The organism is Streptomyces sp. CA-250714 (assembly GCF_050936705.1).
Taxonomy (GTDB): domain Bacteria; phylum Actinomycetota; class Actinomycetes; order Streptomycetales; family Streptomycetaceae; genus Streptomyces.
Genome location: NZ_JBNJMI010000002.1, coordinates 2,031,059 through 2,057,305 on the forward strand (window position 1 = coordinate 2,031,059; position 26,247 = coordinate 2,057,305).

Sequence of the window (26,247 nt, forward strand, 5' to 3'; positions counted from 1 at the left end):
GTCGCCGACTCACTCCGGCCGTACGGACTCCAGATACTCCACGCTGCGCGCCAGCAGCGAGATCAGCTGTTCGCGTTCCTCGTCGGTGAACGCGGCGGCCAGTCCCCGCTCGACGCGGATCGCGTTCTCGTCCGCCTGTGCCATCACCTCGGTGCCGAGCTCCGTCAGCCGGGTCTCCAGCACGTTGCGGTGCCAGGCGTGCGGGGTGCGGGTGATGAGACCGCGCTGCTGAAGGTTCTTGAGGATCGTGTTCATCGTCGGCGCCGTCACCCGGCACGCCCGGGCGAGGGCGGCCGCCGGCATGCCGGGGTTCTCCGCGAGCTGGAGCAGCGCCGCGTACTGAGGGACCGTCAGCCCGGCGGGCTTGAGCACGGCGTGCTTCGTCGCGTTGAGCGCGTGCTCGGCGGCCTTGATGTGCGAGCCGAGGCGCTCGGCGGCGGGCATGGAGGTCATTGCTGCATCGTATCGACCAGCACGAAAGTAAGTATCTTGACGATGATTAGAGTTCTAACTAACGTACGCGTACGTCTTACTAGTAGGGGACTCAGGGGCGACGTGTCCGCCCCATTCACCCCTCTTCTGCCGCTTCTGCCGTTGGAGGCACACCATTCCTCGCTCGACGTCCCGTCCGCGCGCCCTCCTCCGCCGCCGCGCCGTGCCGACCGCGCTCGCCGTGCTGACGGCGGCCACCGCGCTGACCGCCTTCACCACGCCCGCCACCCACCCCGCGCCGCCCGCACACTCCGCGCACGCTTCCCAGCTGCGGATCTCCACCGCCTACGAACTGCCGGGCGACCGCGTCTACCCGGAGGGGATCACCGCGGATCCCCATTCGGACCGGATGTACGCGGGGTCGTACGAGACCGGTGCCGTCTACCGGATGACGCCCGGGCACCGGGTGGCCGAGACATTCCTGCCCGCCGGTGCCGACGGCCGGCACACCGCCAACGGACTGAAGGTCGACCGCGCGGGCCGGCTGTGGGTCACCGACTCCACCCGAGGCGTCTCCGTCTACGACACCCGCACCCGGCAGCTGCTCGCCCGCTTCGACGTCACCGGCGACAAGCCCTTCTTCGTCAACGACCTCGCCCTCACCCCGGACGGATCCGCGTATCTGACGGACAGCATGCGCAATGTCGTCTACCGCGTCACACCCGCACAGCTGGCCCGCGCCCGGGCGGAGGGCGGACGCGGACAGCTGGTCCCCCGCTTCGACCTGTCCGGGCTGCTGCCGCCGCGGCCCGACGAGAAGCCGTACGCCCTCAACGGCATAGCGGCCGGGCCCCATGGCCGCTATCTGCTCACGGCCGACATGACCGGCGGCGGGCTCTACCGTCTGGACCCGAGCACCGGCAGGGCGTCCCGCGTCGAGCTCCACGGCGCGGACCTGCGCAACGCCGACGGCCTGGAGACAGCGGGCAACCGGATGTGGGTCGTGCACAACACGGACAACGCGCTGAGCCGTTGGCGGCTCGGCCACGACGGCACCGAAGCCCGCCAGGAGGCCCGCGCGAGCGACCGGGACCTCCAGCTGCCCACCACGCTGGCCAGGGAGAACGGCACCCTGTACGTGGTCCGCTCGCAGTTCGACAAGGGCGGGCCGATGGGCCCGGGCACGCCGCGGACGCCGTTCACGATCGCCGCCGTAAGGGGGCTGTGAGGCTCAGCGGCGCCGACCGCGGTACGCATACGCCAGGATGGGCGCATGCGTATCGCGGTCACCGGCTCCACCGGACTCATCGGCTCGGCTCTCACCCGCTCACTGCGGGCCGAGGGCCATGAGGTGCTGCGGCTCGTACGGCGGCCCGCGGAGGCGTCCGACGAGGTGCGGTGGGACCCCAAAGAGGGCCGCGTGGAGGTGGCCGAACTGGTCGGCTGCGAGGCCGTCGTCCACCTGGCGGGGGCGAGCGTGGGCGCACACCGCTGGACGGACAGCTACAAGCGCGAACTGCGCGACAGCCGGGTGCTGGGCACCCGGACCCTCGCCGGCGCCCTCGCCTCGCTGGACACCCCGCCCCGCACCCTGATCGTCGGCACCGCGGTCGGCTACTACGGCGACACCGGGGACCAGGCCGTCACCGAGAGCGCCGGTCCCGGCACCGGCTTTCTGGCCGAGCTGTGCCAGGACTGGGAGGCCGCGGCGAAGCCCGCGCAGGACGCCGGTATCCGTACGGTGTTCGGCCGCACCGGACTGGTCGTCGCGCGGGGCGGCGGGGCGTGGGGGCCGCTGTTCCCCCTCTTCAAGGCCGGGCTCGGCGGCCGGCTGGGCAACGGCCGCCAGTACTGGAGCCATATCGCGCTGCACGACCATCTGGCGGCGCTGCGCTTCCTGCTGGGAGAGGAGTCGCTGAGCGGCCCGGTGAACCTCACAGCGCCGCAGCCCGCCACCAACCGTGAAGTCACCGCCGCCATGGGGCGGGTACTGCACCGTCCCACCCTCTTCGCGGTCCCCGCCCCCGTGCTCCGGATCGCACTGGGCGAGTTCGCCCAGGACGTGCTGGGCAGTCAGCGCGTCCTCCCCCGCCGGCTGCTGGACGCGGGCTTCCGCTTCGCCTTCCCGACGGTCACGGACGCCATCCGCAGCGCTGTATGAGCCCCTGATCCGCGCCCTCACAGATGTCAGGGAGGTTCGGGAACTACCTCGCTGTATACGGGAGTTGTGCGTACCGTAACCACATGGCGAGGGAACCGGACGGGGGCGCTGTGAAGGTTGAGATCTCTGTGCTCGGCGACGACACGACGGTGACCGCGGACCTGTACCAGTGGCTGCGGGACGACCCCGGCATCCGCCGACACGCCGAGCTCGAACTGGTCAGTACGCCGGGCGACGGCACCGCCATGGGCGCGCTGGAGGTCATCAGCCTCGTACTGGACCAGGGCTTCGCCGCGGCGAACCTGGGCTTCGCCTACGCCGCTTGGCGCGCCGCACGCCCCACGGCCCCGCCGCTCACCGTGACGGTGGAGGGCAGGCAGCTCACGGTCAGTGGCGGCTCCGAGGAAGAGGTGGCCCGGCTGGTGCGGGCGTTGACCGATACGGCGGAGGACGAGGACACCGCGGAGGACCAGGACACCGCGGAGGACGACGACGCCGCGGAGGACGAGGATCGGGGCGAGGGCGGGAGCGAGGAGGGGTAGCGGGATGGAGGCGGGACTCAACGGGCTGCCGGACCCCACCCGTTCACGGGCCGTCGTCATCGGAGCCGCCGAGTACGACGTCCTGCACAGCCTCCCCTCGGTGACGAACAACGTCGACCGGCTGACGGAGCTGCTGCGCGGCCCGGACGGCTGGGGACTGTCGGACGATGACTGTGTACCGCTCCTCGACAGCAGCCGCGAGGACGTGTTCGAGGCGGTCAGCGCCGCCGCGACAGCAGCCGATGACGCGCTGCTCGTGTACTACGCAGGGCACGGTCTGCTGGACGGAGAGGACGGCCTGCACCTGGCCCTGCGGACCTCGCACGCCGGCGAGCTGTACCGCGCGGTCGAGTACGCGCCACTGCGGAAGATGATCCTCAACAGCCGGGCGCAGCACCGCGTGGTCATTCTCGACTGCTGCTACAGCGGCAGCGCGGCCGGCCGCCATCTGAACGCCTCGGACGGCATCGCCGACCACGCGGCGATCGAGGGCACGTATCTGATGACGGCCACCGCGCGGACCAGGATGGCGCTGGCCCCGGAGGGTGAGACGTACACCGCCTTCACCGGCGAGCTGGTGAAGGTGCTGGAGGAGGGCATCCCCGAAGGGCCGCGGCTGCTGGACCTGGACACCGTCTTCCACCGGGTGTGGCGCGAGCTGAAGGCCAAGGACCGCCCCGAGCCCGAACAGCGCTCGCGCAACACCGGCCACCTGCTCGTCCTCGCCCGCAACCGCTGGAACCCGGCGCCGACCCAGGAGGCACTCCGCTACGCCGCGGCTCTCCGGGAGGTGTTCGGCCAGCGGCGCGACGGCGTCGCCGAGGACTCCGCGACGGTGGAGCGCTATCTGAGCGGCGCCTGGATCGCACCCCGCGAGTTCCTGGAGGAGATCTGCCCGGAGGGGTCGGCCGAGGCGGACCGCCTGCACGCCCTGCGGCGGGAGGCCCAGAAGACCGCAGCGGACACCGAGACGCAGCTGGCCTACGCGCAGGAGGAGGGCGAGCGGCTGCGGTCCGAGGTGGAGCAGCTGCGCACGGAGACAGCCCAGCTCCGGGCCGAGGCGCTGACCGAGGAATCGAGTGCCCAGCGGTGTGCCGAGCTCAGCGAGAAGCTGACGGCGCTGACACAGCAACTCGCCGAGGAGCGACAGCGCGCGGAGCACCTCGACCGCGCATGGCACGAACTCCAGCAGTCGGATGCGGCCAAGCAACGGCAGCTGGAGCACGCCGGCGTCTACGTCCGCGAACTTGAGGCCGAGCTGACGGGCCTGCGCCAGGCCCAGGACCGCGATCAGAAGGCCATCCGCCGGCTGAGTCACGAGGTGAAGGTCCTCCAGCGCCAGCTGCGGCTGCACGCGAAGGAGGAGTCGGCGGAGGCCCAGGAAGACGTCGGCCTCGGGCGGAGTGTGCGTACCCAGGCGGAGCAGCGGGCGAGCCACGAGAGCGAGGAGACAGGAGAGGCAGGGGACGCCACGGGGCCGACCGGGGTGAAGGTGCAGAACCCGGACAGTACAGCCGCCCCTGCGCCGAAACCCGGTGGGGTGGCGGTGGGCTCGGCGACGGTTCTGGCCATCATCTTCGGGATCCTGTACTTCGGCTGGGCGCTCGTCGCCGACGCGGAGAACGAGGGGTTGACGTTCTCCAGCGGACGCGAGCCGGTCACCGCGAACAACAGCACGTCCCGGGTCAGCATCTACGACCACGCATGGGATGTGGCGGAGACGATGGACTCCACCTTCCGTCCCGTCGGGGGTGTCCTCGGCGATCCCGATCTGAGCGGCGTGACCAGCGGCCTGGAGGTGACGGTGCCCGAAGGGTGCAGCGACAGGACCGTGCGCTGGCAGCTCAAGGTCGACGGCAAGCGGGCGAAGTCCGGCGTCCTCCATGGCAAGCGGAAGTACGAGATCGACGCCTCGATTCCGCTGACGCAGCGGCCCAAGGCGGTGACGCTACAGGCGGACTGGAACGGGCGCAGCAGCTCATGCCCCTCCTTCGGGCTGAAGTGGCTGGACCCGGAGCTGGACGTCTCGTTCGATCCGCTGTTCCCGTTCTAGCCTTCCCTCGCCGTGGGCGCCCGGGTGTGCCTCCGGGCGCCCCCCGCGCGACGTACCGCCAACCCGGTCACACACCAACTCTCGAACACGGGTATGAGGCGAGCCCGGTGGGGCATCAGGACGACAGCCGAAGCCCCACAGCGGCACAAGAACGCACGCACAGCACCAACGCGACAGCAGCGACAAGGCCAACCCCCATCAGACCCGCACGCGCGTCGACGTCGGGAGGACACGTGCTGACCAGCAGCGCAGACGCAGACATCCGCACCGGGACCTGCGGTGAGGAGGTGGATGCCGTCGGCAGAGACCGGACCGCCGACGTGGTGATCGTCGGTGCGGGTCTGGCCGGGCTGGCCGCCGCGCACCGGCTGAGCCGCGCGGGGATGCGCGTGCTGGTCCTGGAGGCGGCCTCCCGCGTCGGAGGGCGGCTGCGTACCGACCACGTCGAGGGGTACCGGCTCGACCACAGCCCCGGGGTGGTCAGCCTGGACCGGGACGCGGACGCTTTCGCGCGGCTGCCCGCGCTGGAGCCGCTCGCGCTGCGCCCGTTCACCCCGGGAGCGCTGCTGCACTCGGAGGGCCGTACGCATCGCGTGGCGGCCCGGCCGGCGGAGCGCGCTGCGCAGTCGGTGCGGTCGGGCCGCCCGGCCGGGTTCGACCGGCGCACGAAGGGCGCAGGAAGCACGCGGGGCGCACTGACGGCGCTGCATACGGCTCGCGCGCTCACCGGCGCGCGCAGCCGCGCCGACATGTCGGACGCGCTGGGTCTGGTGAGGCTGCGCGCGTCCCTCGCCCGGTTCGCCGCGGTGCCGCCCCAGGGACTGCTGGCGCGGCCCGAACTCCCTGCCTGCCAGGCGCTGTCGGCGCGCGGCCTGCCCTCCCGGCCGGCCGAGACGCTGGTGCGGCCGCTGCTCACCGCGCTGCTGTCGGACCCGGCGCTGACGACCTCCAGCCGGGTGGCCGACCTGACGCTGCGCGGCTTCGCGCGGGGCGGGCTCGGCGTACCGGCGGGCGGCCAGGCCACCGTGACCGAGCTGCTGGCGGCCGCACTGCCGCCGGGCACGGTGCGCACCGGCGTACGGGTCACCTCCGTGAGCACCCACACCGTCGAGACCGCGGAACACGGCACGTTCGGCTGCGAGGCGGCGCTGGTGGCGACCGGTGCCCGCTCGGCCGCCGCGCTGCTGCCGGGGCTGCGGGTGCCCCAGTTCCACCCGGTGACCGTCCTGCACCACGCGGCGCCCGACCCCCTCCCGCCGCCGGTCGCGCGCGTGCCGTCGTTCACCGTGTGTGCCGAACGGGACGGCACGGATCCTGATCCGGTCAGCCACACCTGGGTGGCCTCGGCGGTGGACCCTTCGCGTGCCGCGCCGGGCCGCACGCTCGTCACGTCCGTCGTACTGGGCGAGCGGGCGGCCGAGCCGCCCACCGCGCTGGACAAGGCGGCCCGTGACCAACTCGCGGGCGTCTACGGCACCTCGACCGACCGCTGGGAGCTGTTGGCGGCCTACCACGATCCGGAAGCGGTACCGGCCATGCCCGCGCCGCACGACCCTCGGCGGCCGGTACGGGTGCTGTCGGGGCTGTACGTGTGCGGGGAGCACCGGGACACCAGCACCCTGCGCGGGGCGCTGAGTTCGGCGCAGCGTGCGACGGAGCAGATCCTGCGGGACTTCGGCCGTCCGGCCGCCGGGGAACAGGCCGCGCAAGAGGCCGCGCAAGAGCCCGCAAAGGAGACCGCACAGGAGACCGCCGCCTAATCGAACAAAGATCCCGAACTCCCCAGTGACCAGCGGGTTTTGTCAGTGGGGCGGGGTAGAATCGAAGTAGTTTCCAGGAAGCGCACCGACGTCGTGAGGAGACTGTCGATGACTGCTGTCCGTTCCCGTACCTCTCGTTCGCACTCCCGCCCCACCACCCGCAGCCAGTCGCACCAGCAGCAGCACCTGCCGAAGATGTCCACCCTGCCCGTCCTGCCCAAGAAGCCGCTCCCTGCCGGGCAGCCGCGCGAGTGGTACGAGGCACACAACCGCCGGCTCAAGGCCATGCGGATCGCCATAGCCCTGCTCGACACCGGCGTCTACACCGCCGCGCAGGCCCGCAACCACACCATCCGGGCGACGGCGCACCGCATCGGCGTGCATCCGCCGTCGCCGACCACCTGCCGTCTGGTGCGCTCCCTGCTGCCGTAGCGATCCAAGGGAGCACATCGGAAAACCAGTGGCGTCATGAGCATGGGTAGCCTACGGTCCTGACTCGCATGCGCGGTCGGTGAACCAGAAGGAGCCCTCATGGCGGCAGGCAAGGGACGCGCCGAGGCCACGGCGCTGGCAGCAGCCGGAATCACGGTGGTGCTGTGGGCCTCGGCATTCGTCTCCATACGCAGTGCGGGCGAGCACTACAGCCCAGGTGCCCTGGCACTGGGACGGCTCGGGGCCGGCGCCCTGGTGCTGTGCGCGGTGCTGCTCGTCCGGCGCGAAGGGCTCCCGCCCAAGGCCGCCTGGCCCGGCATCATCACCTCGGGCGTCCTGTGGTTCGGCGGCTACATGGTGGCGCTCAACTGGGGCGAGCGGCTGGTGGACGCGGGCACGGCCGCGATGGTCGTCAACATCGGGCCCATCCTGATGGCGGTGCTCGGCGGCTGGCTGCTCAAGGAGGGCTTCCCCCGCCGGCTGCTGGCCGGGATGGCGGTGTCCTTCGCGGGCGCCGTCGTCGTCGGCCTGTCCGTCTCCGAGGGCGGCAGCTCCTCGCCACTTGGGGCCGCGCTGTGCGTGCTGGCAGCCGTTGCCTACGCCGTCGGGGTCATCAGCCAGAAGCCCGCGCTGCGGCACGCCTCGCCGCTCCAGGTCACCGCGTTCGGCTGCCTGATCGGCTTCGTCGCCTGCCTGCCGTTCAGCGGCCAACTGGTCTCCCAGGCGGCGGACGCGCCCCTGGCGGCCACGCTCAACACGGTCTATCTGGGCGTGTTCCCCACCGCGCTGGCCTTCTCGACCTGGGCCTACGCGCTGTCCCGCACCACCGCAGGACGGATGGGCTCCACGACGTACGTGGTGCCCTTCCTCGTCGTCCTGATGTCCTGGCTCTTCCTGGACGAGGTGCCCGGCTGGCTGACCCTGGCGGGCGGACTGCTGTGCCTGGCGGGGGTGGCGGTCTCACGCTCGCGCAGCCGCACACCACGCCCCCCGCGCCCCGGCACCGTGACCGACCCCGCTACGGCGCCGTCAGACCCGCAGCAGACCGGCCCAGCCGCGCAGCCGACGTCCCCAGCCCCGCAGGCCCGTCGAACGGCCACGTAGGCAGGAAGTGGCGGCGCAGATCCGCCTCCTTGTAGCGGCGGCAGTCGTGATGCCACACCAGGATGCCCGCCATCCAGTTCTCCAGCTCCCGCACATAGCCGTCCAGCGCCGCCCGGCCCGCCTCGTCCAGCGCGAAGTCGTCGTAGAGGACGGGGAACTCGTGCGCGGCCACATGCTGGAACTGCCGCATCCGTGACTTCATCAGGTCGTCCACGATGCGCAGTGCCGTCGGATAGTCGCAGTCGAAGAAGTCGCGGACGACCAGCAGCCCGTTGTGCAGCTCGCCCTCGAACTCGATCTCCTTCTGGTACGAGAAGACGTCGTTGAGCAGACAGGCGTAGTCGGCGGCGGCGTTCTCCAGCGACTTCATCGGGCCGCTGCGGTAGATCTCCTCCGGGATGGTGTCCGGCTGGGTGAGCCGGCACAAGCTCATCGTCAGATCGGAGCCGAAGGTCCTGCGCCGCATCTCCACATAGTCGACGGGGTCGGGGATGCGGTTCTGCGCCTGGTTGTCGAGCTCCCACAGCCAGCTCTCGGCCATGGTCTCGATGGCGGTGCGGAACCGCCGGCGCTTGGCGGGGCTCATCGGGCCCGCCGTCCTGACCCACAGATCGGCCAGTGAACGCTCGAAGGGGCTCGCCGGAGGCGGGGGCGGTTCGCCGTCGACGGGCATGAAGTGGGACAGCCGCCGGGTGCACTCCTTGGCGCCCGCCAGATCGCGGGTGCGGCCGAAGCGGGCCGGATAGTAGTCGTCACCCCAGGTGCCCCAGGCCAGCCAGGCGGAGGCCAGATCGAGCTCGTCGGCCGTCGCGTCCGGGTGCAGTCCGGCGGCGCACAGCGGCAGATCGTAGTCCCGGATCAGCTCCTCGTCCCACACCCGGCTGCCGGGCACATCCGGCTGCGGGTCCAGCAGGCCCATCGTGTGGGCCCAGTCGACGAGCCGTTCCCGGGCGCCGCCCAGGTGCGGGCTGAGCCGGTGCTCGAACGGCATCTCGAAGTCGGGCAGCACCGAGGGCCCGGTGCGCTCGTGCGGTACGTGGGTGAAGGAGCGGGCGCGGCGTACCTGCGCCCGGGTCTGCGGGCGCAGCACATCGGCCGCAGAGGTGCCGAGACCGGCCGGGACGAACGGCAGCCGCGCCGGGCCGGTGCCGTCCACGCCGCCGCCGTTCATATAGCGGCTGGAGCGCATGTGCCACTCGTGGCCGCCGGACTGCCAGTCCTGAAGTCCCTTGGTGTAGGCGGCGATATCGGCGCACGCCGCCGCGTCCAGTCCCTCGTCGGCGCAGAGCGCGGGCAGTTCGGTCAGCGCGGTGTGCTCGAACTGCTGGAGGCGGGAGGTCAGCAGGTCGTTGACGGCGTCGGCGGCCTCCTGGGTGCCGCACTCCAGAAACGTCTCCAGGACCAGCACACCGTTGGACAGCTCTCCCTCGTCCTGGATCTCGCGCTGGTACGAGAACAAGTCGTTACGCAGATGGACGGCGTCGGAGAAGGTGTCGCGCAGTACGCACAGCGGCCGGGACGCGGCAACAGCCGCCGGCACCTCGGCGTGCGCCGCGAACTCCACCAGCCCGGCCGACCAGGGCGCGCCGCCGACCTTGCGCCGCATCTCGATGTACTCGACCGGGTTCGGCACCCGCCCGATGTTGATGTTGGACAGCTCCCACAGCGACTCGTTGAGCAGGTTCTCGGTGCTGACGGCGAACCGCTTGCGCCAGTCCGCAGACATCGACGGCACCGTCCTGGCCCACAGATCGGCCAGCCCCGCCTCGACGGGGTTGGTGGGTTCGGGCACCGTGGCCGCGGGGTCGTCCTCAAGCGGCATGAACAGCGGCAGCCGGTCGAGATACGCCTTGCCGCCCGCCCGGTCCTGGGTGCGCTTGAACTCCTCCAGGAAGTGGTCGTCGAAGAAGAAGACCCACACATACCAGTCGGTGACCAGCGCCAGATCCTCCGCGCTCGCGTCGGGGTGGGTGTACGCGCACAGCAGCGCGTAGTCGTGCGCGTCCAGGTCGGCGGTGTCCCAGATCCCCGACCCCTCCAGCATCCCCATCTCCCGTGCCCACTCCCGCGAATGGGCCCGCGCCTCGGCCACGTGCGGGTTGAGCCGGGCCGGGTAGGGCACGTAGAAGTCGGGCAGTTCGAAGGGTTGCGACAACGTCACTGTCCCCCAGGTCGTCGGATCGGGTGCTGCCTTGGCCTACCCGGCGCGGGATGACGAGCATCCTTTTTCACTCGGACGTGGGACCCCGCTCTGTTACCAAGCCGTCGAACAAATGCCTGGAACGGCTGGCGATCGGGCTGCTAACTTCGCGTTCGTGGCGAAGCTGAATCAGATCATCGCAGTCGAGAAGGGCGTCAAGTCCAAGGTGCTCCAGGACCTGGCGCAGGCACAGCACGGGCTGGCGAAGCCCCAGATGCTGGCCGGTATCTCGCGTACGTACCAGCCCAAGGACGAAGAGGGCGAGCAGCTTCCGCCGGAGTCGACGCGGGTCCAGGTCAAGGCCGAGGATGTGCTGAAGGAAACGGCGAAGATCCTGACCCGGCTGTTCGATGTGACGGCGACGAAGGACTGGGCGAACCTCACGGCTCGTGCGGACGTCGTCGTCGACGGACGCACCGTCCTGTCCGAAGTACCCGTCTCCTACCTGCTGTTCCTGGAGAAGCAACTGGGCGAGCTCGGCTCCTTCCTGCGGAAGCTGCCGGTGCTGGACGGTGCGGAGGCGTGGGAGAAGGACCCGTCCACGGACTGGTGGAAGACCGAGCAGGTCCGTACGGTGCGCACCAAGAAGGTGCCGCGCAACCATGTGAAGGCGGAGGCCACGGAGAAGCACCCGGCCCAGGTCGAGGTGTACTACGAGGACATCCCCGTCGGCTACTGGACCACGGTCAAGTACTCCGGCGCCCTGCCCGCACGCCGGGTCAACGAACTGCTGGAGCGGCTGGACAAGCTGGCCGCCGCGGTGAAGTTCGCCCGCGAGGAGGCCAACGGCACCGAGGTCACCGACAAGCGCGTCGGGGACGCCGTCTTCGGCTACCTCTTCGCCTGACCGACTCGGGAGCAGCCCACGATCAAGACCGCACAGACTCCCCGGGCCAGGGGTTCGACGACCTCTCGGTCCGGGGTGCGCCAGGAGCGCAAAGCTGAAGCTGAAGCTGATGTGTGAACCCCCGGCGCCCTGTACGAACACAGGGGGCCGGTCAGTCTCAACCTCTCGCTCCAAGCTCAGCATCGCCGTTCATCGCCCGGCAACCGGGGCGGTGACGACCTCGAGACGCTGGTTCGAACCCAGCCGGCGCATCCACGCTGCGCCGTGGTGGAGTGGCTCCACGCGAGGACATCGCCGAACGATCCGCCCATGAACCGTCAGGGCGTGCGAACGAACGGCAACCAGGACCCCGGGGCCGGGTAAAGCCCCGGGGTCTCTTTCTTCCCCTTCTCCCTCTCCGCCGGTTTGCGCGGCTCTGCCGTGCTTGTTCCGGCTGTCTGCCCGCGTGGTACGTTGCAGCCGCCAGTCAAACCCTTGAACGGGTCAGGGAATCCGGTGCGAATCCGGAGCTGACGCGCAGCGGTGTGGGACTGGGGCATGCACGAGGCCACTGGGGACGTACGTCCCTGGGAAGGCGCACGCCCCCACAGTCCCGAGCCCGAAGACCTGCTGGCACCCGCGCTCGGACCACCCCGGGCGCGGTGGCACGCCGGGCCCCGCGACTTGGGCCTTACGACGGAGAAGGAACACCTGGCCATGCGCCGACCGCGCCGTATCCGCGCCCTCGTGCTGGGTCTCGCCCCGGCACTCGTCCTGAGCACAGCAGGCTGCGGCGAGGGCTCCACGACGGAGGCGTCCGGCAAGGGCACGGCCCCCGGATACCCCCGTACGCTGCACAACTGCGGGCAGGACGTCACCCTCCAGCGGCCCCCGCGGCGGGCCGTCTCCCTCGACCAGGGCTCGACCGAGATCCTGCTGGCGCTGGGCCTGGGCGACCGGATGGCGGGCACCGGCACCTGGACCGACCCCGTCATGAAGGGCCTCGGCAAACAGAACGCGAAGGTGCCGCGGCTGGCCGACGGTTACCCCGCGCTGGAGAAGGTGCTCGATACGGACCCGGACCTGGTGACCGCCTCCTTCTCCGCCACCCTCGACAAGGGCGGGGTCGCCCCGCGCGGCAAGTTCGCCGACCTCGGGGTGCCCACCTACCTCTCCCCCGCCGACTGCGCCAAGAAGTCCGGCTCCAACGGTGACGGAGCACGCGACAGCCGGCTGGAACTGAGCACCGTCTACGGCGAGATCCGCGATCTGGCCAAGGCGTTCGGCGTGCGGAAGCGCGGCGAGCGGCTGGTGGCCGACCTGAAGGCGCGGGTGGCGAAGGCCACCCGGGGCGTCGACGCACGTGGCACCTCCGTCATGTACTGGTTCGCCAACTCCGAGTCGCCGTATCTGGCGGGCTGCTGTGGAGCGCCCGGCATCATCACCCGCGCGGTGGGCGCCGAGAACGTCTTCGACGACACCCGTGACGAATGGCCGCAGATCGGCTGGGAGACGGTTGCCGACCGCGACCCCGATGTGATCGTCCTGGGCGATCTGACCCGCAAGAACCAGACCGCCGAGACGGCCAAGGCCAAGATCCGGAAACTGGAGTCGGACCCGGTCACCCGCCATATGACAGCAGTCCGCCACAAGCGCTACATCCTCCTCCCCGGCGCCGCGATGAATCCATCTATCCGCACGGTGGAGGGAGTGGAGAAGGTGGCGCGGGGGCTGCTCGAGTTCGGGCTGGCGAAGTGACAGACGAACGGAGCTCGGAAGCTGCTGCCGACCCGGCACCGGGGGCTGCGCTTGCCCACCCTGCGCCCCTGGCGCAGACTGCCCAAGCTTCGCAGGGGACACGCGCCCCGTCAGGAGCGCGGGGAACTGCGCGAGCAACCACAACGAAGCCGCAGCCCGCAAACTTCAGGAAGGGGCACCCCCTCAGCGGAGCCTTCCGTACCGCGCGAGGCGCAACCCTCCTGTGCGGGATCGGAGTCCTCGCCCTCGCGATATCGATCGCCGCAGCAATCACCGTCGGCCAAGCCGGGCTCGGCGTAACCGACGTATGGCGGGTCGTCATAGAACGACTGGGCGGCGCCGACGCGGGGGTCTCACCCCTGCGCGAGGGCATCATCGTGGAACTGCGCCTCCCTCGCGCGATGCTGGCCGCACTGTGCGGCGCCGGCCTCGGCCTGTGCGGCGCCGTCCTCCAGTCCCTGCTCCGCAACCCACTTGCCGACCCGTTCGTACTGGGCGTCTCCTCCGGCGCCTCCACAGGGGCGGTCGCCGTGGTGGTGCTCGGCGTGGGCGGCGGCGCCCTCTCATTGTCGGCGGGCGCTTTCGCGGGCGCCGCACTCTCATTCGCGCTGGTCCTGCTGCTTGCGCACACCTCGGGCGGCACCACGGACCGGGTGCTGCTGTCGGGCATCGCCGGTATGCAGCTGTTCTCGGCGCTGACCTCGCTGATCGTCTTCACCTCGGCGGACGCGGAGCAGACCCGCGGGGTGCTGTTCTGGCTGCTGGGTTCGCTGGGTTCGGCCGACTGGAACGAAGTGGCGCTGGGCGCGGCCGCGTTGGTGGTGGCGCTGGTGGTGTGCCTGGCGCGGGCCGACGCGCTGGACGCCTTCGCCTTCGGGTCGGAGGCCGCCGCCTCGCTGGGCGTACCGGTGCGGCGGGTACGGCTGACGCTGCTGCTGGTCACCGCGCTGCTCACGGCCGTACTCGTCAGCTCGGCCGGCGCGATCGGCTTCGTAGGGCTGGTGCTGCCGCACGCGGCCCGCGCGCTGACCGGGCCCGCGCACCGGCGGCTGCTGCCGGTAACAGCGCTGGTGGGCGCGGTCTTTCTGGTGTGGGTGGACACCGCGGCCCGCACCCTGCTGGCGCCGCGCGAGCTCCCGGTCGGGGTGGCGACCTCACTGCTGGGGGTGCCCGCCTTCGTGGTGATCCTGCACCGGGGGCGGCGCGCCCGTGCGGGCGGGGGTGCGGGGCTGTGAGCCTGAGCGCGGACGCGGTGTCCTGGACGGCGGGCGGACGGCTGATCGTCGACGGGGTGAGCCTGGAGCTGCGGCCCGGCCAGACGGTGGGGCTGCTGGGCCCCAACGGCTCGGGGAAGTCCACGCTGTTGCGGCTGCTGGCGGGTATCCGGCCGGCCTCCTCGGGTGTGGTCACGCTGGACGGCAGACCGCTGCGCGAGTTGGGCCGCCGTGCGGTGGCCCGGCGGGTGGCCGTGGTGGAGCAGCACGCGGAGACCGGCGTGGAGCTGACCGTCGGCGATGTCATACGGCTCGGCCGCATCCCGCATCGCGGCGTCTGGTCCGGGCCCCGGGCCGGGGACGAGTCGGCGGTGCGGGAGGCCGCCGTGCACACCGGGCTCGCCGACCGGCTCGACCAGCCCTGGCACAGCCTCTCGGGCGGGGAACGGCAGCGGGTGCAGATCGCGCGTGCGCTGGCGCAGCGGCCGAGCGAGCTGCTGCTGGACGAGCCCACCAATCACCTCGACATCCAGTATCAGCTGGAGCTGCTGGCGCTCGTCGTCCGTACACCGGTCACCAGCGTGATCGCCCTGCACGACCTCAACTTGGCGGCGATGTTCTGCGACCACCTGGTGGTGCTGCGGCAGGGCCGGTCGGTGGCGGCGGGCCCGCCGGGCGAGGTGCTGACGGAGCGGCTGGTGTCCGATGTCTACGGGGTGCGCTCGGTGGTGACACGGGACGGCACGGACGGCCGGCCCTCGGTCCGTTTCCTGCCCCCGGCCGAGCGCCCGGAGCCACCCGATCCCCCGGAACAACCGGAGCCCGCGGAGCAACCCGATCCCGCGGAGCAACCGGAGCCCTCAGAGCCCATGACCCCCGCGGAGCCCGCAGAGCCCGCAGAACCCCCGAAGCCACCGCCGCGCCGCGAGACCACCCACGCCAACACCTCGTCGAGGAGACGCTCATGAACCGGCCGGGACCGGCCGCACCGCGCGGTGCCAGGTGCGCGGTGCTCGTATCACTGCTGCTGATATCCCTCACCGCATGTGCGGGCTCCGGCGGGGGCGCGGCGAAGTCCGGCCGCTCCGCCGAGGGTTTCCCGTACACGGTCACCAACTGCGGGGTGAAGACGACCTTCACCGAGCCGCCCCGGCGCGCCGTGACCATGAACCAGCACGTCACCGAGATCATGCTGGCCCTCGGCCTCCAGGACCGGATGGCGGGTACCGCCTATCTCGACGACCGGATCCTGCCCCGCTACGCGAAGGCGTACCGCGGCATCAAGGTGCTGGCGAAGAAGTACCCGTCCAAGGAGGCGCTGCTGGCCGCCAACCCGGACTTCGTCTACGGCGGTTACGCCAGCGCCTTCGACAAGACGGAAGGCCGCGAGCGCGCGGCCCTCACCGGGAGCGGCGTCAAGACGCGGCTCAACGTGGAGAACTGCACCAAGGATGTCGGCGTCTCCACGCTGCACCGCGAGATCCGGGAGATCGGCCGTACCTTCGGCGTGCCCCGTCGTGCCGAGGCGCTGATCAGGAAGCAGGACCGGCAGCTGGCGGCCACCGCCCGGCGGCTGAAGGGGACGGAGCGCACCCCGGTGTTCGTCTACGACAGCGGCGACAGCTCCGCGTTCACGGCGGGCGGCAAGGGCATCGGCAACGAGATCCTGCACCGGGCCGGCGGCCGCAACGTCTTCGCGGATGTCGACAAGAACTTCGCCGATGTCTCCTGGGAGAAGGTCGTGCAGCGCAAGCCCGAGGTCGTGGTGATCTACGACTACGGCGGGACGACCGTCGCACAGAAGAAGAAGCGGCTGCTGGACGATCCGGCGCTGGCGGACGTACCCGCCGTCAAGCACCGGCGGTTCGCCGTGCTGCCGCTGTCCTCGGCGGTGCTGGGGCCGCGGGTGCCCGACGCGGTGGACGAGCTGGCCCGCCAACTGCATCCCGGACAGGGCTCGGACGACGGTGCCGAGTAGCGGTATGCGGGCCGGTTCCGGGTCGCGGTGCACGCTGGTGACCGTGGTGCTCGTCGCCGTACTGGTCGCCGGGGGCCTCGCCGGGCTGGCGCTGGGGTCGGCGCGGATCCCGCTCGGTGACGTGGTGGCCGCGCTGACCGGCCGCGCGCAGCCGGGGCCGTTCGCCACGATCGTGCTCGACGTACGGCTGCCGCGGGTGCTGCTGGCGGCCGTGGTGGGGGCCGGACTCGCCCTGGTGGGCGCGGTGCTGCAGGCGCTGGTGCGCAATCCGCTGGCCGACCCCTATCTGCTGGGCATCTCGTCCGGCGCTTCGACGGGTGCGGTGCTGGTCATCGTGCTGGGGATCGGTGCCGTCTCGATGCAGCTGGGCGCGTTCGCCGGGGCGCTGCTCGCGCTGGTCGTCGTCTACGCGATGGCGCGGCGCGGTGGAACGCTGACGTCGCTGCCGACGGGACGGCTGGTGCTGGCGGGAGTGGCGGTGCAGTACGTGCTCTCGGCGCTGACGAGTCTGGTCCTGGTGACCTCCTCGGAGAACGAGCATCTGCGGGCCATCCTCTTCTGGACGCTGGGCGGGCTCGGCCAGGCCCGCTGGGGCACGCTGCTGCTGCCGGCTGTGGTGCTGGGCGCCGGGCTGGTGCTGCTGCTGGCGCTGGCCAGGCCGCTGGATCTGCTGCTGGCCGGCGATGAGGGCGCCACCGTGCTCGGCCTGGACACGGGGCGCTTCCGCGCCGCGGCGTTCGTACTGGCCTCGCTGGTGACGGCGGTGCTGGTGACGGTGAGCGGCGCGATCGGCTTCGTCGGGCTGATGGTGCCGCACGCGGCGCGGATGGCGGTCGGCGCCGGGCACCGCGCGCTGCTGCCGGTCGCGGCGCTGGGCGGGGCGGCGTTCCTGGTGCTGGCCGATCTGGCGGCCCGTACCGTCGCCGCGCCGCAGGAGATCCCGGTCGGTGTGCTGACGGCGCTCACCGGCGGACCGTTCTTCCTGTGGCTGCTGCGCCGTACGCAGCGCACCGAGGGGGTGTCGGCGTGATACGGCCGGGTGCGCTGCGCGCCGAGGAGCTGTCGTACGAGGTGACTTCGGGGCGTGCCCTTCTCGACGGGGTGACGCTCGACGCCGCACCCGGCGAGACCATCGGCGTCGTAGGGCCGAACGGCAGCGGCAAGACGACGCTGCTGCGGTGTGTCTACGGGACGCTGCGGCCCACCCGGGGCCGGATCACGCTCGACGGCGACGACGCGGCGGCGCTGAGCGTCAAGGCGCGGGCCCGGCGGGTGGCGGCCGTGCCGCAGGACACGGGCGGCGGCTTCGGGCTGACCGCAGCGCAGGTGGTGGCCATGGGCCGCTCCCCGCACAAGCGGTTCTGGGAGGGCGACACCGCGCGGGACGCGGCACTGGTCGCCGAGGCGCTGGAGCGTACGGGGGCCGCCGCGCTGGCCGGGCGGCCCTTCGACGAGCTGTCGGGAGGGGAACGGCAGCGCGTGGTGGTGGCCCGCGCGCTGGTGCAGGACCCCGCGCTGCTCGTCCTGGACGAGCCGACCAACCATCTGGACGTGCGCTACCAGTGGGAGCTGCTGGCGCTGGTGCGGAAGCTGCCCGCCACCGGTCTGCTCGCCCTGCACGACCTCAACCTCGCCGCGTACTTCTGCGACCGGCTGTATGTGCTCCAGGCCGGGCGGGTGGTGGCGGACGGTGCGCCGGAAGAAGTGCTGACGCCTGGTCTGCTGGCCCGGGTGTACGGGATACGGGCCGAGGTGAGCGTGCATCCTGAGACCGGTGCGCCGACCGTGGTGTACCTGCCGCCGAAGGAGGTGCAGCGCCGATGAGCGGACGCCGGGCGCCTGTGCTGCTGGACGAGTTGACGGCGCTGATCGAACTGACGGACCTCGCGTCGGCGCACGGCCCGCGCTACCACATGCTGCCGGGCGACCCACCCGCCGCCGAAGCGGACGCGGGCGAGTGGCTGCCCGCCGACCAGCTCGTGGACCCGGAGCCCGGCCCGGGCACCGCCGAGCTGCGGCGGCTGCTGACCGCCGAGTGGGAGGGCAGCGGGCACCGTACGGCACATGCGGCCGCGCTCACCTTGATCGCGGTGTACGCGGGGCGGGTGACGGCGGCGGCGATGCTGGGCTGGGTGCTCGACGGCCGGGTGTGGGACGTGCGGCCGCACAACGTCCTGGTACGGCCGGGCACGCATGGCATCGCGGGCGTACGGCTGCGCGTCCCGCGGCTGCTCGCGGCGCCGGCCGAGGACCGCGGAGCCGGCCTGGCCGCCCTCCACGAGGCCGTGCTGGACACCCATCTGCTGCCGCTCGCCGCCGCGCTGCACCGGGCCACCCGCGCCGGGCTGCGGCAACTGCACGGCGGGGTGGCCCACGGCTGCGCCACCGCGCTGAGCGCCGCCGCACCTCGTCCGGCCGGTGAACTGGCCCGGCGCTGGGCGGAGTTCACCGCCCCGCTGCCGCGGCTGGCCCGGCTCGGCGAACTCGCCGAGGTCACCCGCACCGACGGCACCAGCCGCCTGCACTACCTCCGCAACACCTGCTGCCTCTACTACACCAGCGCGGAGGCGGTTCGCTGCGTCAGCTGCTGCCTGACTCCACGGGCCGACCGGCTACGGGCGTACGCCGCCCGCTGAGCGGGTTCCCGACCTCCGAGGCGCAGTCACCACAGCTCGGTGCTGTGCTGCCCGACGAGTCCGGTGATACTAGCCAGCGCCTCCTCGACTGGCAGCGAGTCGAGGCGGCGACCGTCACGCAGCCGCACCGCGAGGCACCCCTCGGCGGCCTCCCGGGGCCCGATCACCGCCTGGTACGGGACGAGCCGCGCTTCCCGTACCCGGGCGCCCAGGCTGCCCCGTTCCGGTGCGGCGAGTTCCGCGCGCAGACCGGCGGCGGCACAGCGCTGCACCAGCGCCTCGCCGTCGGGAACCTGCGCCTCGGACACCGGCAGCGCCACGACTTGGGTGGGCGCCAGCCAGCCGGGGAACGCGCCACCGTGCACCTCGATCAGCTGCGCTACGGCACGTTCGACGCTGCCGATGACGGCCCGGTGCACCATCACGGGCCGGTGCCTGGCGCCGTCCGCACCGATGTAGTGCAGGTCGAAGCGTTCGGGCTGGTGGAGGTCGATCTGCACGGTGGAGAGGGTCGACTCCCGGCCCGCCGCGTCGGCGATCTGCACATCGATCTTCGGCCCGTAGAACGCGGCCTCGCCCTCCGCCGCCTCGTACGGCAGCCCCGCCTCGTCCAGCACCTCGGTCAGCAGCGCGGTGGCCTGCCGCCATTTGCCGGGATCTGCCACGTACTTGCCGCCGGGGGCCGGGAGGGAGAGCCGGTAGCGGGCCGCCGCGATGCCGAGCGCCAGATAGGCGTCGCGGATCAGCTCCAGCGCCGCCCGCGCCTCGGCGGCCACCTGGTCGAGGGTGCAGAAGATGTGCGCGTCGTTCAGCTGGATGGCCCGTACCCGGGTCAGCCCGCCGAGCACGCCGGAACGCTCCGACCGGTACATGGCGCCCAGCTCCGCCATGCGCAGCGGCAGTTCGCGGTAGCTGTGGGAGCGGGACCGGTAGATGACCGCGTGGTGCGGACACAGGCTGGGCCGGAGCACGAACTCTTCGCCTTCGCTCCCCTCGCCCACCTTCAGCGGAGGAAACATGTCGTCGGCGTAGTGCGCCCAGTGCCCGGACAGTTCGTACAGCTCGCGCTTTCCCAGCACCGGCGAGTACACATGCTGATAGCCCGCGCGGCGCTCGGCGGTGCGGATGTACTCCTCCAGCGCGTGCCGGACGGTGGCCCCGTCCGGCAGCCAGTACGGCAGACCGGCCCCGATCAGCGGATCGGTGCCGAAGAGACCCAGCTCGCGGCCGAGCGAACGGTGGTCGTGGTGGGCGGTCATACGGCTCTCCCTCGTCGTGCGGGCGGACACCCGAGGGAGCGGACGACAAAGCCCCGGGCGCTCGGCCCGGGGCTTCGGTGGTACGTGGTACGTCGGTCAGCGCGCCGGGACCTGGTCCGGCGTCGTCGTCCTGGAGATGCGTACGGCACGCTGCATGGGAGGGAACGTAGCAGAGGGCGGGCGCGGTGGTCGCGGGGTTTTCCGCCGCCTGCCGCCCGCTGCCGCCGCCCGAGTTCGTCACGTTGCCCGGCGCCGTCTCGCGATACGGACCCGTTTCCCCGTCCCCCTCCCAGCCAACCTGACCTGCGGCGACGGGAGTTGGGAGGGAGAGGCAGGGGGCCCGTGGCAACCGGGGGGACAGTCGGTAGCATCCGGCACTGCGCATGCACCACAGCAGTCGAATGACGTACGGGGGAGCTCGTGTTCGGAATCGTCAGGCCCTGCAAGCACCGACTGTCGGAGGGGCTCAGGACCGAGTGGATGGCGCATCTGTGCGGGCTCTGTCTCGCGCTGCGGGGCGACCACGGGCAGTTCGCCCGGGTGGTGACGAACTACGACGGGCTGCTCATCTCCGTACTGACGGACGCGCAGACCGGTGTCGCCACCGCCGGGCGCCGCACCGCGGGGCCGTGCCCGTTGCGCGGTATGCGGACCGCGTCCGTCGCACAGGGCGAGGGGGCACGGCTGGCGGCCTCGGTGTCGCTGGTGCTGGCCTCGGCGAAGGTGCGGGACCACATAGCCGACCGGGACGGGCTGCTGCGCCGCCGTCCGGTGGCTGCCGCAGCGCGCCGGATAGCCTCCGGCTGGGACCGGGCCGGTGCCCGTACCGGCAGCACGCTGGGCTTCGACACGGCCGTCCTGGTCGACGCCGTGGACCGGCAGACCGACGTGGAGCGCGCCGCGGGCCCCGGCACCGCGCTGACAGCCGTCACCGAGCCCACCGAGACGGCGACGGCCGCGGCCTTCGCGCACACCGCGACGCTGGCCGGCAAGCCGCACAACGCCGCCCCGCTCGCCGAGGCGGGCCGGCTCTTCGGGCGCCTCGCCCATCTGCTGGACGCGGTCGAGGACCGGGTCACGGACGCCGCCGAGGGCGCCTGGAACCCGATCAACGCCACCGGCGCCACCCGCGCCGAGACCCGCCGGCTGTGCGACGACGCGGTGCACGGCATCCGACTCGCGCTGCGCGACGTGGAATTCGCCGACCCGCGGCTGGCACACGTCCTGCTGGTGCACGAGCTGCCGCGCGCCGTGGACCGCGCGTTCGGCACGACGACGTGCACGCACACCACCGCCCACGCCCCCGGCCCCGGCCCCGCTCCCGGCAACCCGTACCAGCAGCCGTACGGCCATCCCCCGCAGGGCCGGCCTCCCTACGGCCAGGCCCCGCAGAACCTCAACGGCCCCGGCAACCCGTACGCGGGCGGCGGCGGCCAGATGCCACCCGGCGGCGGCAACGACTGGGGCGGCTGGGGCGGCGGCCCTGGCGGCAGCCACAACCCCAACTCCCCCAACCAGCGCCCCCCTCGCGGCTTCTTCGCCGGCTGCGCGGCCTTCGTCGGACTGTGCTGCACCTGCCAGCTGTGCTGCGCCTCGGAGTACGAGGGCCCCTGGTCCCGCCGCAAGCGCGAAGGCCTCTGCTCCGACTGCTGCGACTGGTGCGACTGCTGCAGCAACTGCTGCAACAGCGGCGGCGAAAGCGGCGGCGGCGGCGATGGTGGCGGCGGCTGCTGCGACTGCGACTGCGGGTGCGACTGCTGACGGAACCCGCCGTCGTACGTCACAAGACAGGCGCCCCGACATGACGGTCGTCGCGACAACAGAAGGGCCCGGGAACGGTCACCACCGTTCCCGGGCCCTCCCGCATGGCGGGGTGCTGCGTCAGCCCAGCGAAGCCAACGCGTCGTTGAAGGTCTTCGACGGGCGCATCACGGCCGCCGCCTTCTCGGGGGACGGCTGGTAGTAGCCGCCGATGTCGGCGGGCGAGCCCTGGACGGCGAGGAGTTCGTCGACGATCGTCTGCTCCTGCTCGGCCAGCGTCTTGGCCAGCCCGGAGAACGCCTGCGCGAGCTGCGCGTCCTCGGTCTGCTTGGCCAGCTCCTGCGCCCAGTACAGGGCGAGGTAGAAGTGGCTGCCGCGGTTGTCGATGCTGCCGAGCTTGCGGCTCGGCGACTTGTTCTCGTTCAGCAGCGTGCCGGTGGCGCGGTCGAGGGTGTCCGCGAGGATCTGCGCCCGCGGGTTGCCCGCCTTGTGCGCCAGGTGCTCGAAGCTGACGGCCAGCGCGAGGAACTCGCCCAGGCTGTCCCAGCGCAGGTAGTTCTCCTTGACGAGCTGCTGCACGTGCTTGGGGGCCGAGCCGCCGGCGCCCGTCTCGAACAGCCCGCCGCCGTTGATCAGCGGTACGACGGAGAGCATCTTGGCGCTGGTGCCCAGCTCCATGATCGGGAACAGGTCGGTGAGGTAGTCGCGCAGCACGTTGCCGGTGACGGAGATGGTGTTCTCACCGCGGCGGATGCGCTCCAGGGAGAACGTCATCGCGTCGGCCGGGGACATGATCTCGATCCGCAGGCCCTCGGTGTCGTGCAGCGGCAGGTACTCGCGGACCTTCCGGATCAGGTTCTTGTCGTGCGCCCGGGTCTCGTCCAGCCAGAAGACGGCCGGGTCGCCGGTGGCGCGGGCGCGGGTGACGGCCAGCTTGACCCAGTCCTGGATCGGCACGTCCTTGGTCTGGCACATCCGGAAGATGTCGCCCTCGCCGACCGCCTGCTCCAGCACCAGCTCGCCCTCGCCGTCGAGGACCCGCACCGTACCGGTGGTCGGGATCTCGAACGTCTTGTCGTGGCTGCCGTACTCCTCGGCCTTCTGCGCCATCAGGCCGACGTTGGGCACGGAGCCCATGGTGGCCGGGTCGAAGGCGCCGTTGGCGCGGCAGTCGTCGATGACGGCCTGGTAGATGCCCGCGTAGCTGCTGTCGGGGATGACCGCGAGCGCGTCCTGCTCCTGGTCGTCCTTGTTCCACATGTGGCCCGAGGTACGGATCATCGCGGGCATGGAGGCGTCCACGATGACGTCGCTGGGCACATGCAGGTTGGTGATGCCGCGGTGCGAGTCGACCATCGCCAGGTCCGGGCCCTGGGCCAGCTCCGCGTCGAAGGACGCCTTGATCTTGTCGCCCTCCGGCAGCGACTCCAGGCCCTTGAAGATGCCGCCCAGACCGTCGTTCGGGGTCAGACCGGCGGCGGCCAGCTTGTCACCGTAGGTGGCGAAGGTCTTCGGGAAGAAGGCGCGGACGGTGTGACCGAAGATGATCGGGTCGGACACCTTCATCATCGTCGCCTTCAGGTGCACCGAGAACAGCACACCCTCCGCCTTGGCCCGCTCGACCTGCGCGGTCAGGAACTCACGCAGCGCGGCCACCCGCATGACGGCGGCGTCGACGACCTCGCCCGCCTGCACCGGCACCGACTCGCGCAGCACGGTGGTGGAGCCGTCGTCGCCGTGCAGCTCGATACGGAGCGCGCCGTCCTGGGCCAGTACGACGGACTTCTCGGTGGAGCGGAAGTCGTCGCCGTCCATGTGCGCGACGTTCGTCTTCGAGTCGGCGCGCCACTCGCCCATACGGTGCGGGTTGGCCTTGGCGTAGTTCTTCACGGAGGCCGGGGCGCGGCGGTCGGAGTTGCCCTCGCGCAGGACCGGGTTGACGGCGCTGCCCTTGACCTTGTCGTAGCGGGCGCGCACCTCCCGCTCCTCGTCGGTCTGCGGGTCGTCCGGGTAGTCCGGCAGCGCGTACCCCTTCTCCTGCAACTCCGCGATGGCGGCCTTGAGCTGCGGGATGGACGCCGAGATGTTCGGCAGCTTGATGATGTTGGCCTGCGGGGTCTTGGCCAGCTCGCCGAGCTGCGCCAGGGCGTCCTCGATGCGCTGGTTCTCCTCCAGGCGCTCGGGGAAGCTGGCGATGATCCGACCGGCCAGGGAGATGTCGCGGCTCTCGACGGCGACACCGGCCGTCGAGGCGTATGCCTCGACCACGGGCAGGAACGAATACGTCGCCAGGGCCGGGGCCTCGTCAGTGTGCGTATAGATGATGGTCGAGTCAGTCACCGCTACTCCGCTTCGCGTCTACATCGTCTCGATATCAAGATATCCCGTCGGGCGGCGCCGGAGTAAAGCGGCCCGCGCTTGGCCGCCTGCGCGCGGGGGACACACCGCGCGAGGGAGGACGGGTAGCCGTCCGGGCCGCTCGACAAGCGGAAGTCGAGCCGCCCGGACGGTGCGCGAGATCGCTTCGCGAAATCGGTCCGCAAGAACGGTCCGCGAAATCGGTTCGCGAGATCAGCCGGCCGGGGCCGACGCGGGAGCCGACGCCGGGGCCGGGTACGTCGGGTACTCCGTCCCGGAGACGTACTGAACGACGCGGATGACCTGGCAGGAGTAGCCGAACTCGTTGTCGTACCACAGGTACAGAATCGCGTTGTCGCCGTCGACCTTGGTGGCACCGGCGTCGACGATCGAGGCGTGGCGCGAGCCGATGAAGTCGTTGGAGACCGCGTCGGGGGCGCTGATGAAGTCGATCTGACGCTTGAGCGGCGAGGTCAGGGAGACATCGCGGAGATGGTCGAGGACCTCCTCGCGGCTGGTCTCGCGGGCGAGCTGCAGATTGAGGATGGCGATCGAGACATCCGGCACCGGAACGCGGATCGAGCTGCCCGTGATCTTCGCCTTGAGGTCCGGCAGCGCCTTGGCTACGGCGGAGGCGGCACCGGTTTCGGTGATGACCATGTTGAGCGGCGCCGAGCGGCCACGCCGGTCGGATTTGTGGTAGTTGTCCAGCAGGTTCTGATCGTTGGTGAACGAGTGAACGGTCTCCACATGACCGCGCAGCACCCCGAACTCGTCCGCCATCGCCTTCAGCGGCGGGACGATCGCGTTGGTGGTGCAGGACGCGCAGGAGATGATCTGCTCGTCCGGCTTGATCATGTCGTGGTTGACGCCGTGCACCACGTTGGGCACATCGCCCTTGCCCGGCGCGGTCAGAATCACCTTGTCGACACCGGGGCGCAGATGCTTGGACAGCCCCTCGCGGTCGCGCCACCTGCCGGTGTTGTCGATGAGGATGGCGTCCTTGATGCCGTACGCCGTGTAATCCACCGACGTCGGGTCGTCGGAGTAGATCACCTTGATCTCGTTGCCGTTGGCGATGATCGTGCTGTTCGCCTCGTCGACGGTGATCGTGCCCTGGAACTGGCCGTGGATCGAGTCGCGGCGCAGCAGCGAGGCGCGCTTGACGAGATCCTGGCCCGCGCCCTTGCGGACGACGATGGCGCGCAGCCGCAGCCCGTTGCCGGAGCCCGCCTTCTCTATCAGCAGGCGGGCGAGGAGACGGCCGATGCGGCCGAACCCGTAGAGCACTACGTCCCGCGACGCACGGCGTTCAGTCGCGTCGGCGCCCGTGGCACCGGCGACGGCCCGCGCGGTGAACTCCTCGACCGACAGACCGCGGTCGTCGGCCTTGTACGTCGCGGCGAGCATGCCGATGTCGATCTGGGAGGGGCCGAGATCGAGCGCGGCGAGCGCTTGCAGGAACGGCAGCGTCTCGGTGACCGACAGCTCGGCGCCGGCAATCTGCCGGGCGAACCGATGGGCCTTCAGGATGCTGATCACCGACTTGTTCACCAAGGAGCGGCTGTGCAGCAGGACCGTTACGTCCCGCTCCCGGTGCAGCTTCCCGATGATCGGGATCATCGACTCCGCGATTTCCTCGCGGTGCTTCCAGTTGGTGAACACGTCGTCGTTGACAGTCACAGATTTATCTTTCGAGCTAGGCGGTGCTCACATGTTAACCCCCGCCCCTACAGGCGTTCGACCGGCCACCCCCTCGCCGGGGTCCCCCCT

20 protein-coding genes, 1 pseudogene and 1 riboswitch are annotated in these 26,247 nt (G+C 71.3%); of the genes and pseudogenes, 16 read left to right on the forward strand and 5 right to left on the reverse strand.

Features of this window, described 5'->3' with window-relative positions; genetic code table 11:
* Nucleotides 1-9: 9 nt before the first annotated feature.
* A complete protein-coding gene (locus ACQEU8_RS28010) occupies nt 10-453 on the reverse strand; it encodes a MarR family winged helix-turn-helix transcriptional regulator (protein ID WP_433105878.1) in 444 nt (147 codons plus the stop codon).
* A gap of 202 nt (nt 454-655) precedes the next feature.
* Between ACQEU8_RS28010 and ACQEU8_RS28015 the strand changes: the two genes are divergently transcribed.
* The 7 genes from ACQEU8_RS28015 (at nt 656) to ACQEU8_RS28045 (ending at nt 8,484) form a co-directional block, all read left to right on the forward strand.
* Nucleotides 656-1,660, forward strand: coding sequence for an SMP-30/gluconolactonase/LRE family protein (locus tag ACQEU8_RS28015; RefSeq protein WP_433105880.1), 1,005 nt, complete (start codon nt 656-658; stop codon nt 1,658-1,660).
* 45 nt (nt 1,661-1,705) lie between these two features.
* Entirely contained in the window at nt 1,706-2,593 is an 888-nt protein-coding gene (locus tag ACQEU8_RS28020) for a TIGR01777 family oxidoreductase (RefSeq protein ID WP_433105882.1), read from the forward strand.
* Nucleotides 2,594-2,676: 83 nt separating this feature from the next.
* Entirely contained in the window at nt 2,677-3,135 is a 459-nt protein-coding gene (locus ACQEU8_RS28025; RefSeq protein WP_433105884.1) for an effector-associated constant component EACC1, read from the forward strand.
* Nucleotides 3,136-3,139: 4 nt separating this feature from the next.
* Nucleotides 3,140-5,188 (forward strand): caspase, EACC1-associated type, encoded by a 2,049-nt coding sequence (locus tag ACQEU8_RS28030; protein WP_433105886.1) that lies wholly within the window; start codon nt 3,140-3,142, stop codon nt 5,186-5,188.
* Nucleotides 5,189-5,421: 233 nt separating this feature from the next.
* Nucleotides 5,422-6,948 carry an FAD-dependent oxidoreductase gene (locus tag ACQEU8_RS28035; RefSeq protein WP_433105888.1) on the forward strand — a complete coding sequence of 509 codons (1,527 nt, stop codon included), beginning with the start codon at nt 5,422-5,424 and terminating at the stop codon, nt 6,946-6,948.
* Nucleotides 6,949-7,143: 195 nt separating this feature from the next.
* A complete protein-coding gene (locus ACQEU8_RS28040; RefSeq protein WP_433108774.1) occupies nt 7,144-7,380 on the forward strand; it encodes a hypothetical protein in 237 nt (78 codons plus the stop codon).
* A gap of 99 nt (nt 7,381-7,479) precedes the next feature.
* Nucleotides 7,480-8,484 carry a DMT family transporter gene (locus tag ACQEU8_RS28045; RefSeq protein WP_433105890.1) on the forward strand — a complete coding sequence of 335 codons (1,005 nt, stop codon included), beginning with the start codon at nt 7,480-7,482 and terminating at the stop codon, nt 8,482-8,484.
* Here the strand turns inward: ACQEU8_RS28045 and ACQEU8_RS28050 are convergent.
* Nucleotides 8,399-10,639 (reverse strand): terpene synthase family protein, encoded by a 2,241-nt coding sequence (locus ACQEU8_RS28050; RefSeq protein ID WP_433105892.1) that lies wholly within the window; start codon nt 10,637-10,639, stop codon nt 8,399-8,401. The genes ACQEU8_RS28045 and ACQEU8_RS28050 overlap by 86 nt on opposite strands.
* A 160-nt stretch (nt 10,640-10,799) precedes the next feature.
* Between ACQEU8_RS28050 and ACQEU8_RS28055 the strand changes: the two genes are divergently transcribed.
* From ACQEU8_RS28055 to ACQEU8_RS28090, 8 genes and pseudogenes are all read left to right on the forward strand, one after another.
* On the forward strand, nt 10,800-11,531 hold the full coding sequence (locus tag ACQEU8_RS28055) for a hypothetical protein (protein WP_433105894.1): 732 nt from the start codon (nt 10,800-10,802) through the stop codon (nt 11,529-11,531).
* Between the two features lie 446 nt (nt 11,532-11,977).
* A riboswitch (cobalamin riboswitch) is annotated at nt 11,978-12,159 on the forward strand.
* Between the two features lie 68 nt (nt 12,160-12,227).
* Nucleotides 12,228-13,268, forward strand: a complete 1,041-nt coding sequence (locus tag ACQEU8_RS28060; RefSeq protein ID WP_433105896.1) for an ABC transporter substrate-binding protein — start codon at nt 12,228-12,230, stop codon at nt 13,266-13,268.
* A 68-nt stretch (nt 13,269-13,336) separates the two neighbouring features.
* Nucleotides 13,337-14,503 (forward strand): FecCD family ABC transporter permease, encoded by a 1,167-nt coding sequence (locus tag ACQEU8_RS28065; RefSeq protein WP_433108776.1) that lies wholly within the window; start codon nt 13,337-13,339, stop codon nt 14,501-14,503.
* Nucleotides 14,500-15,258: pseudogene (locus ACQEU8_RS28070) on the forward strand (ABC transporter ATP-binding protein); the annotation flags it as partial. The gene ACQEU8_RS28065 and the pseudogene ACQEU8_RS28070, both read left to right, overlap by 4 nt.
* Nucleotides 15,259-15,446: 188 nt before the next feature.
* Entirely contained in the window at nt 15,447-16,460 is a 1,014-nt protein-coding gene (locus ACQEU8_RS28075) for an ABC transporter substrate-binding protein (protein WP_433105898.1), read from the forward strand.
* 4 nt (nt 16,461-16,464) lie between these two features.
* Nucleotides 16,465-17,490, forward strand: a complete 1,026-nt coding sequence (locus ACQEU8_RS28080) for a FecCD family ABC transporter permease (protein WP_433105900.1) — start codon at nt 16,465-16,467, stop codon at nt 17,488-17,490.
* Complete coding sequence (locus ACQEU8_RS28085) at nt 17,487-18,284, forward strand: ABC transporter ATP-binding protein (RefSeq protein ID WP_433105902.1); 798 nt, start codon at nt 17,487-17,489, stop codon at nt 18,282-18,284. The genes ACQEU8_RS28080 and ACQEU8_RS28085 overlap by 4 nt, the downstream gene beginning before the upstream one ends.
* Nucleotides 18,281-19,096, forward strand: coding sequence for a (2Fe-2S)-binding protein (locus ACQEU8_RS28090; RefSeq protein ID WP_433105904.1), 816 nt, complete (start codon nt 18,281-18,283; stop codon nt 19,094-19,096). The genes ACQEU8_RS28085 and ACQEU8_RS28090 overlap by 4 nt, the downstream gene beginning before the upstream one ends.
* Nucleotides 19,097-19,122: 26 nt before the next feature.
* Here the strand turns inward: ACQEU8_RS28090 and thrS are convergent, their stop codons facing one another.
* Nucleotides 19,123-20,355 carry a threonine--tRNA ligase gene (gene thrS / locus ACQEU8_RS28095; protein ID WP_433105906.1) on the reverse strand — a complete coding sequence of 411 codons (1,233 nt, stop codon included), beginning with the start codon at nt 20,353-20,355 and terminating at the stop codon, nt 19,123-19,125.
* Between the two features lie 420 nt (nt 20,356-20,775).
* Here thrS and ACQEU8_RS28100 point away from each other — a divergent pair, with 420 nt between their 5' ends.
* Nucleotides 20,776-22,116, forward strand: coding sequence for a DUF5685 family protein (locus ACQEU8_RS28100; protein WP_433105908.1), 1,341 nt, complete (start codon nt 20,776-20,778; stop codon nt 22,114-22,116).
* Nucleotides 22,117-22,236: 120 nt separating this feature from the next.
* Here ACQEU8_RS28100 and ACQEU8_RS28105 read toward each other — a convergent pair whose 3' ends face one another.
* Together ACQEU8_RS28105 and ACQEU8_RS28110 are read right to left on the reverse strand one after the other, a co-directional pair.
* Nucleotides 22,237-24,456, reverse strand: a complete 2,220-nt coding sequence (locus tag ACQEU8_RS28105; RefSeq protein ID WP_433105910.1) for an NADP-dependent isocitrate dehydrogenase — start codon at nt 24,454-24,456, stop codon at nt 22,237-22,239.
* Between the two features lie 231 nt (nt 24,457-24,687).
* A complete protein-coding gene (locus ACQEU8_RS28110) occupies nt 24,688-26,157 on the reverse strand; it encodes a glyceraldehyde-3-phosphate dehydrogenase (RefSeq protein WP_433105912.1) in 1,470 nt (489 codons plus the stop codon).
* Nucleotides 26,158-26,247: the final 90 nt, after the last annotated feature.

Excerpts from the sequence above, each read along its gene's own strand:
- ACQEU8_RS28010 (WP_433105878.1), bottom strand. The coding sequence starts at position 453 with ATGACCTCCATGCCCGCCGCCGAGCGCCTCGGCTCGCACATCAAGGCC.
- ACQEU8_RS28045 (WP_433105890.1), top strand. The coding sequence starts at position 7,480 with ATGGCGGCAGGCAAGGGACGCGCCGAGGCCACGGCGCTGGCAGCAGCC.
- ACQEU8_RS28075 (WP_433105898.1), top strand. The coding sequence starts at position 15,447 with ATGAACCGGCCGGGACCGGCCGCACCGCGCGGTGCCAGGTGCGCGGTG.
- ACQEU8_RS28060 (WP_433105896.1), top strand. The coding sequence starts at position 12,228 with ATGCGCCGACCGCGCCGTATCCGCGCCCTCGTGCTGGGTCTCGCCCCG.
- ACQEU8_RS28040 (WP_433108774.1), top strand. The coding sequence starts at position 7,144 with ATGTCCACCCTGCCCGTCCTGCCCAAGAAGCCGCTCCCTGCCGGGCAG.
- ACQEU8_RS28020 (WP_433105882.1), top strand. The coding sequence starts at position 1,706 with ATGCGTATCGCGGTCACCGGCTCCACCGGACTCATCGGCTCGGCTCTC.
- ACQEU8_RS28090 (WP_433105904.1), top strand. The coding sequence starts at position 18,281 with ATGAGCGGACGCCGGGCGCCTGTGCTGCTGGACGAGTTGACGGCGCTG.
- ACQEU8_RS28025 (WP_433105884.1), top strand. The coding sequence starts at position 2,677 with ATGGCGAGGGAACCGGACGGGGGCGCTGTGAAGGTTGAGATCTCTGTG.
- thrS (WP_433105906.1), bottom strand. The coding sequence starts at position 20,355 with ATGACCGCCCACCACGACCACCGTTCGCTCGGCCGCGAGCTGGGTCTC.
- ACQEU8_RS28080 (WP_433105900.1), top strand. The coding sequence starts at position 16,465 with ATGCGGGCCGGTTCCGGGTCGCGGTGCACGCTGGTGACCGTGGTGCTC.
- ACQEU8_RS28030 (WP_433105886.1), top strand. The coding sequence starts at position 3,140 with ATGGAGGCGGGACTCAACGGGCTGCCGGACCCCACCCGTTCACGGGCC.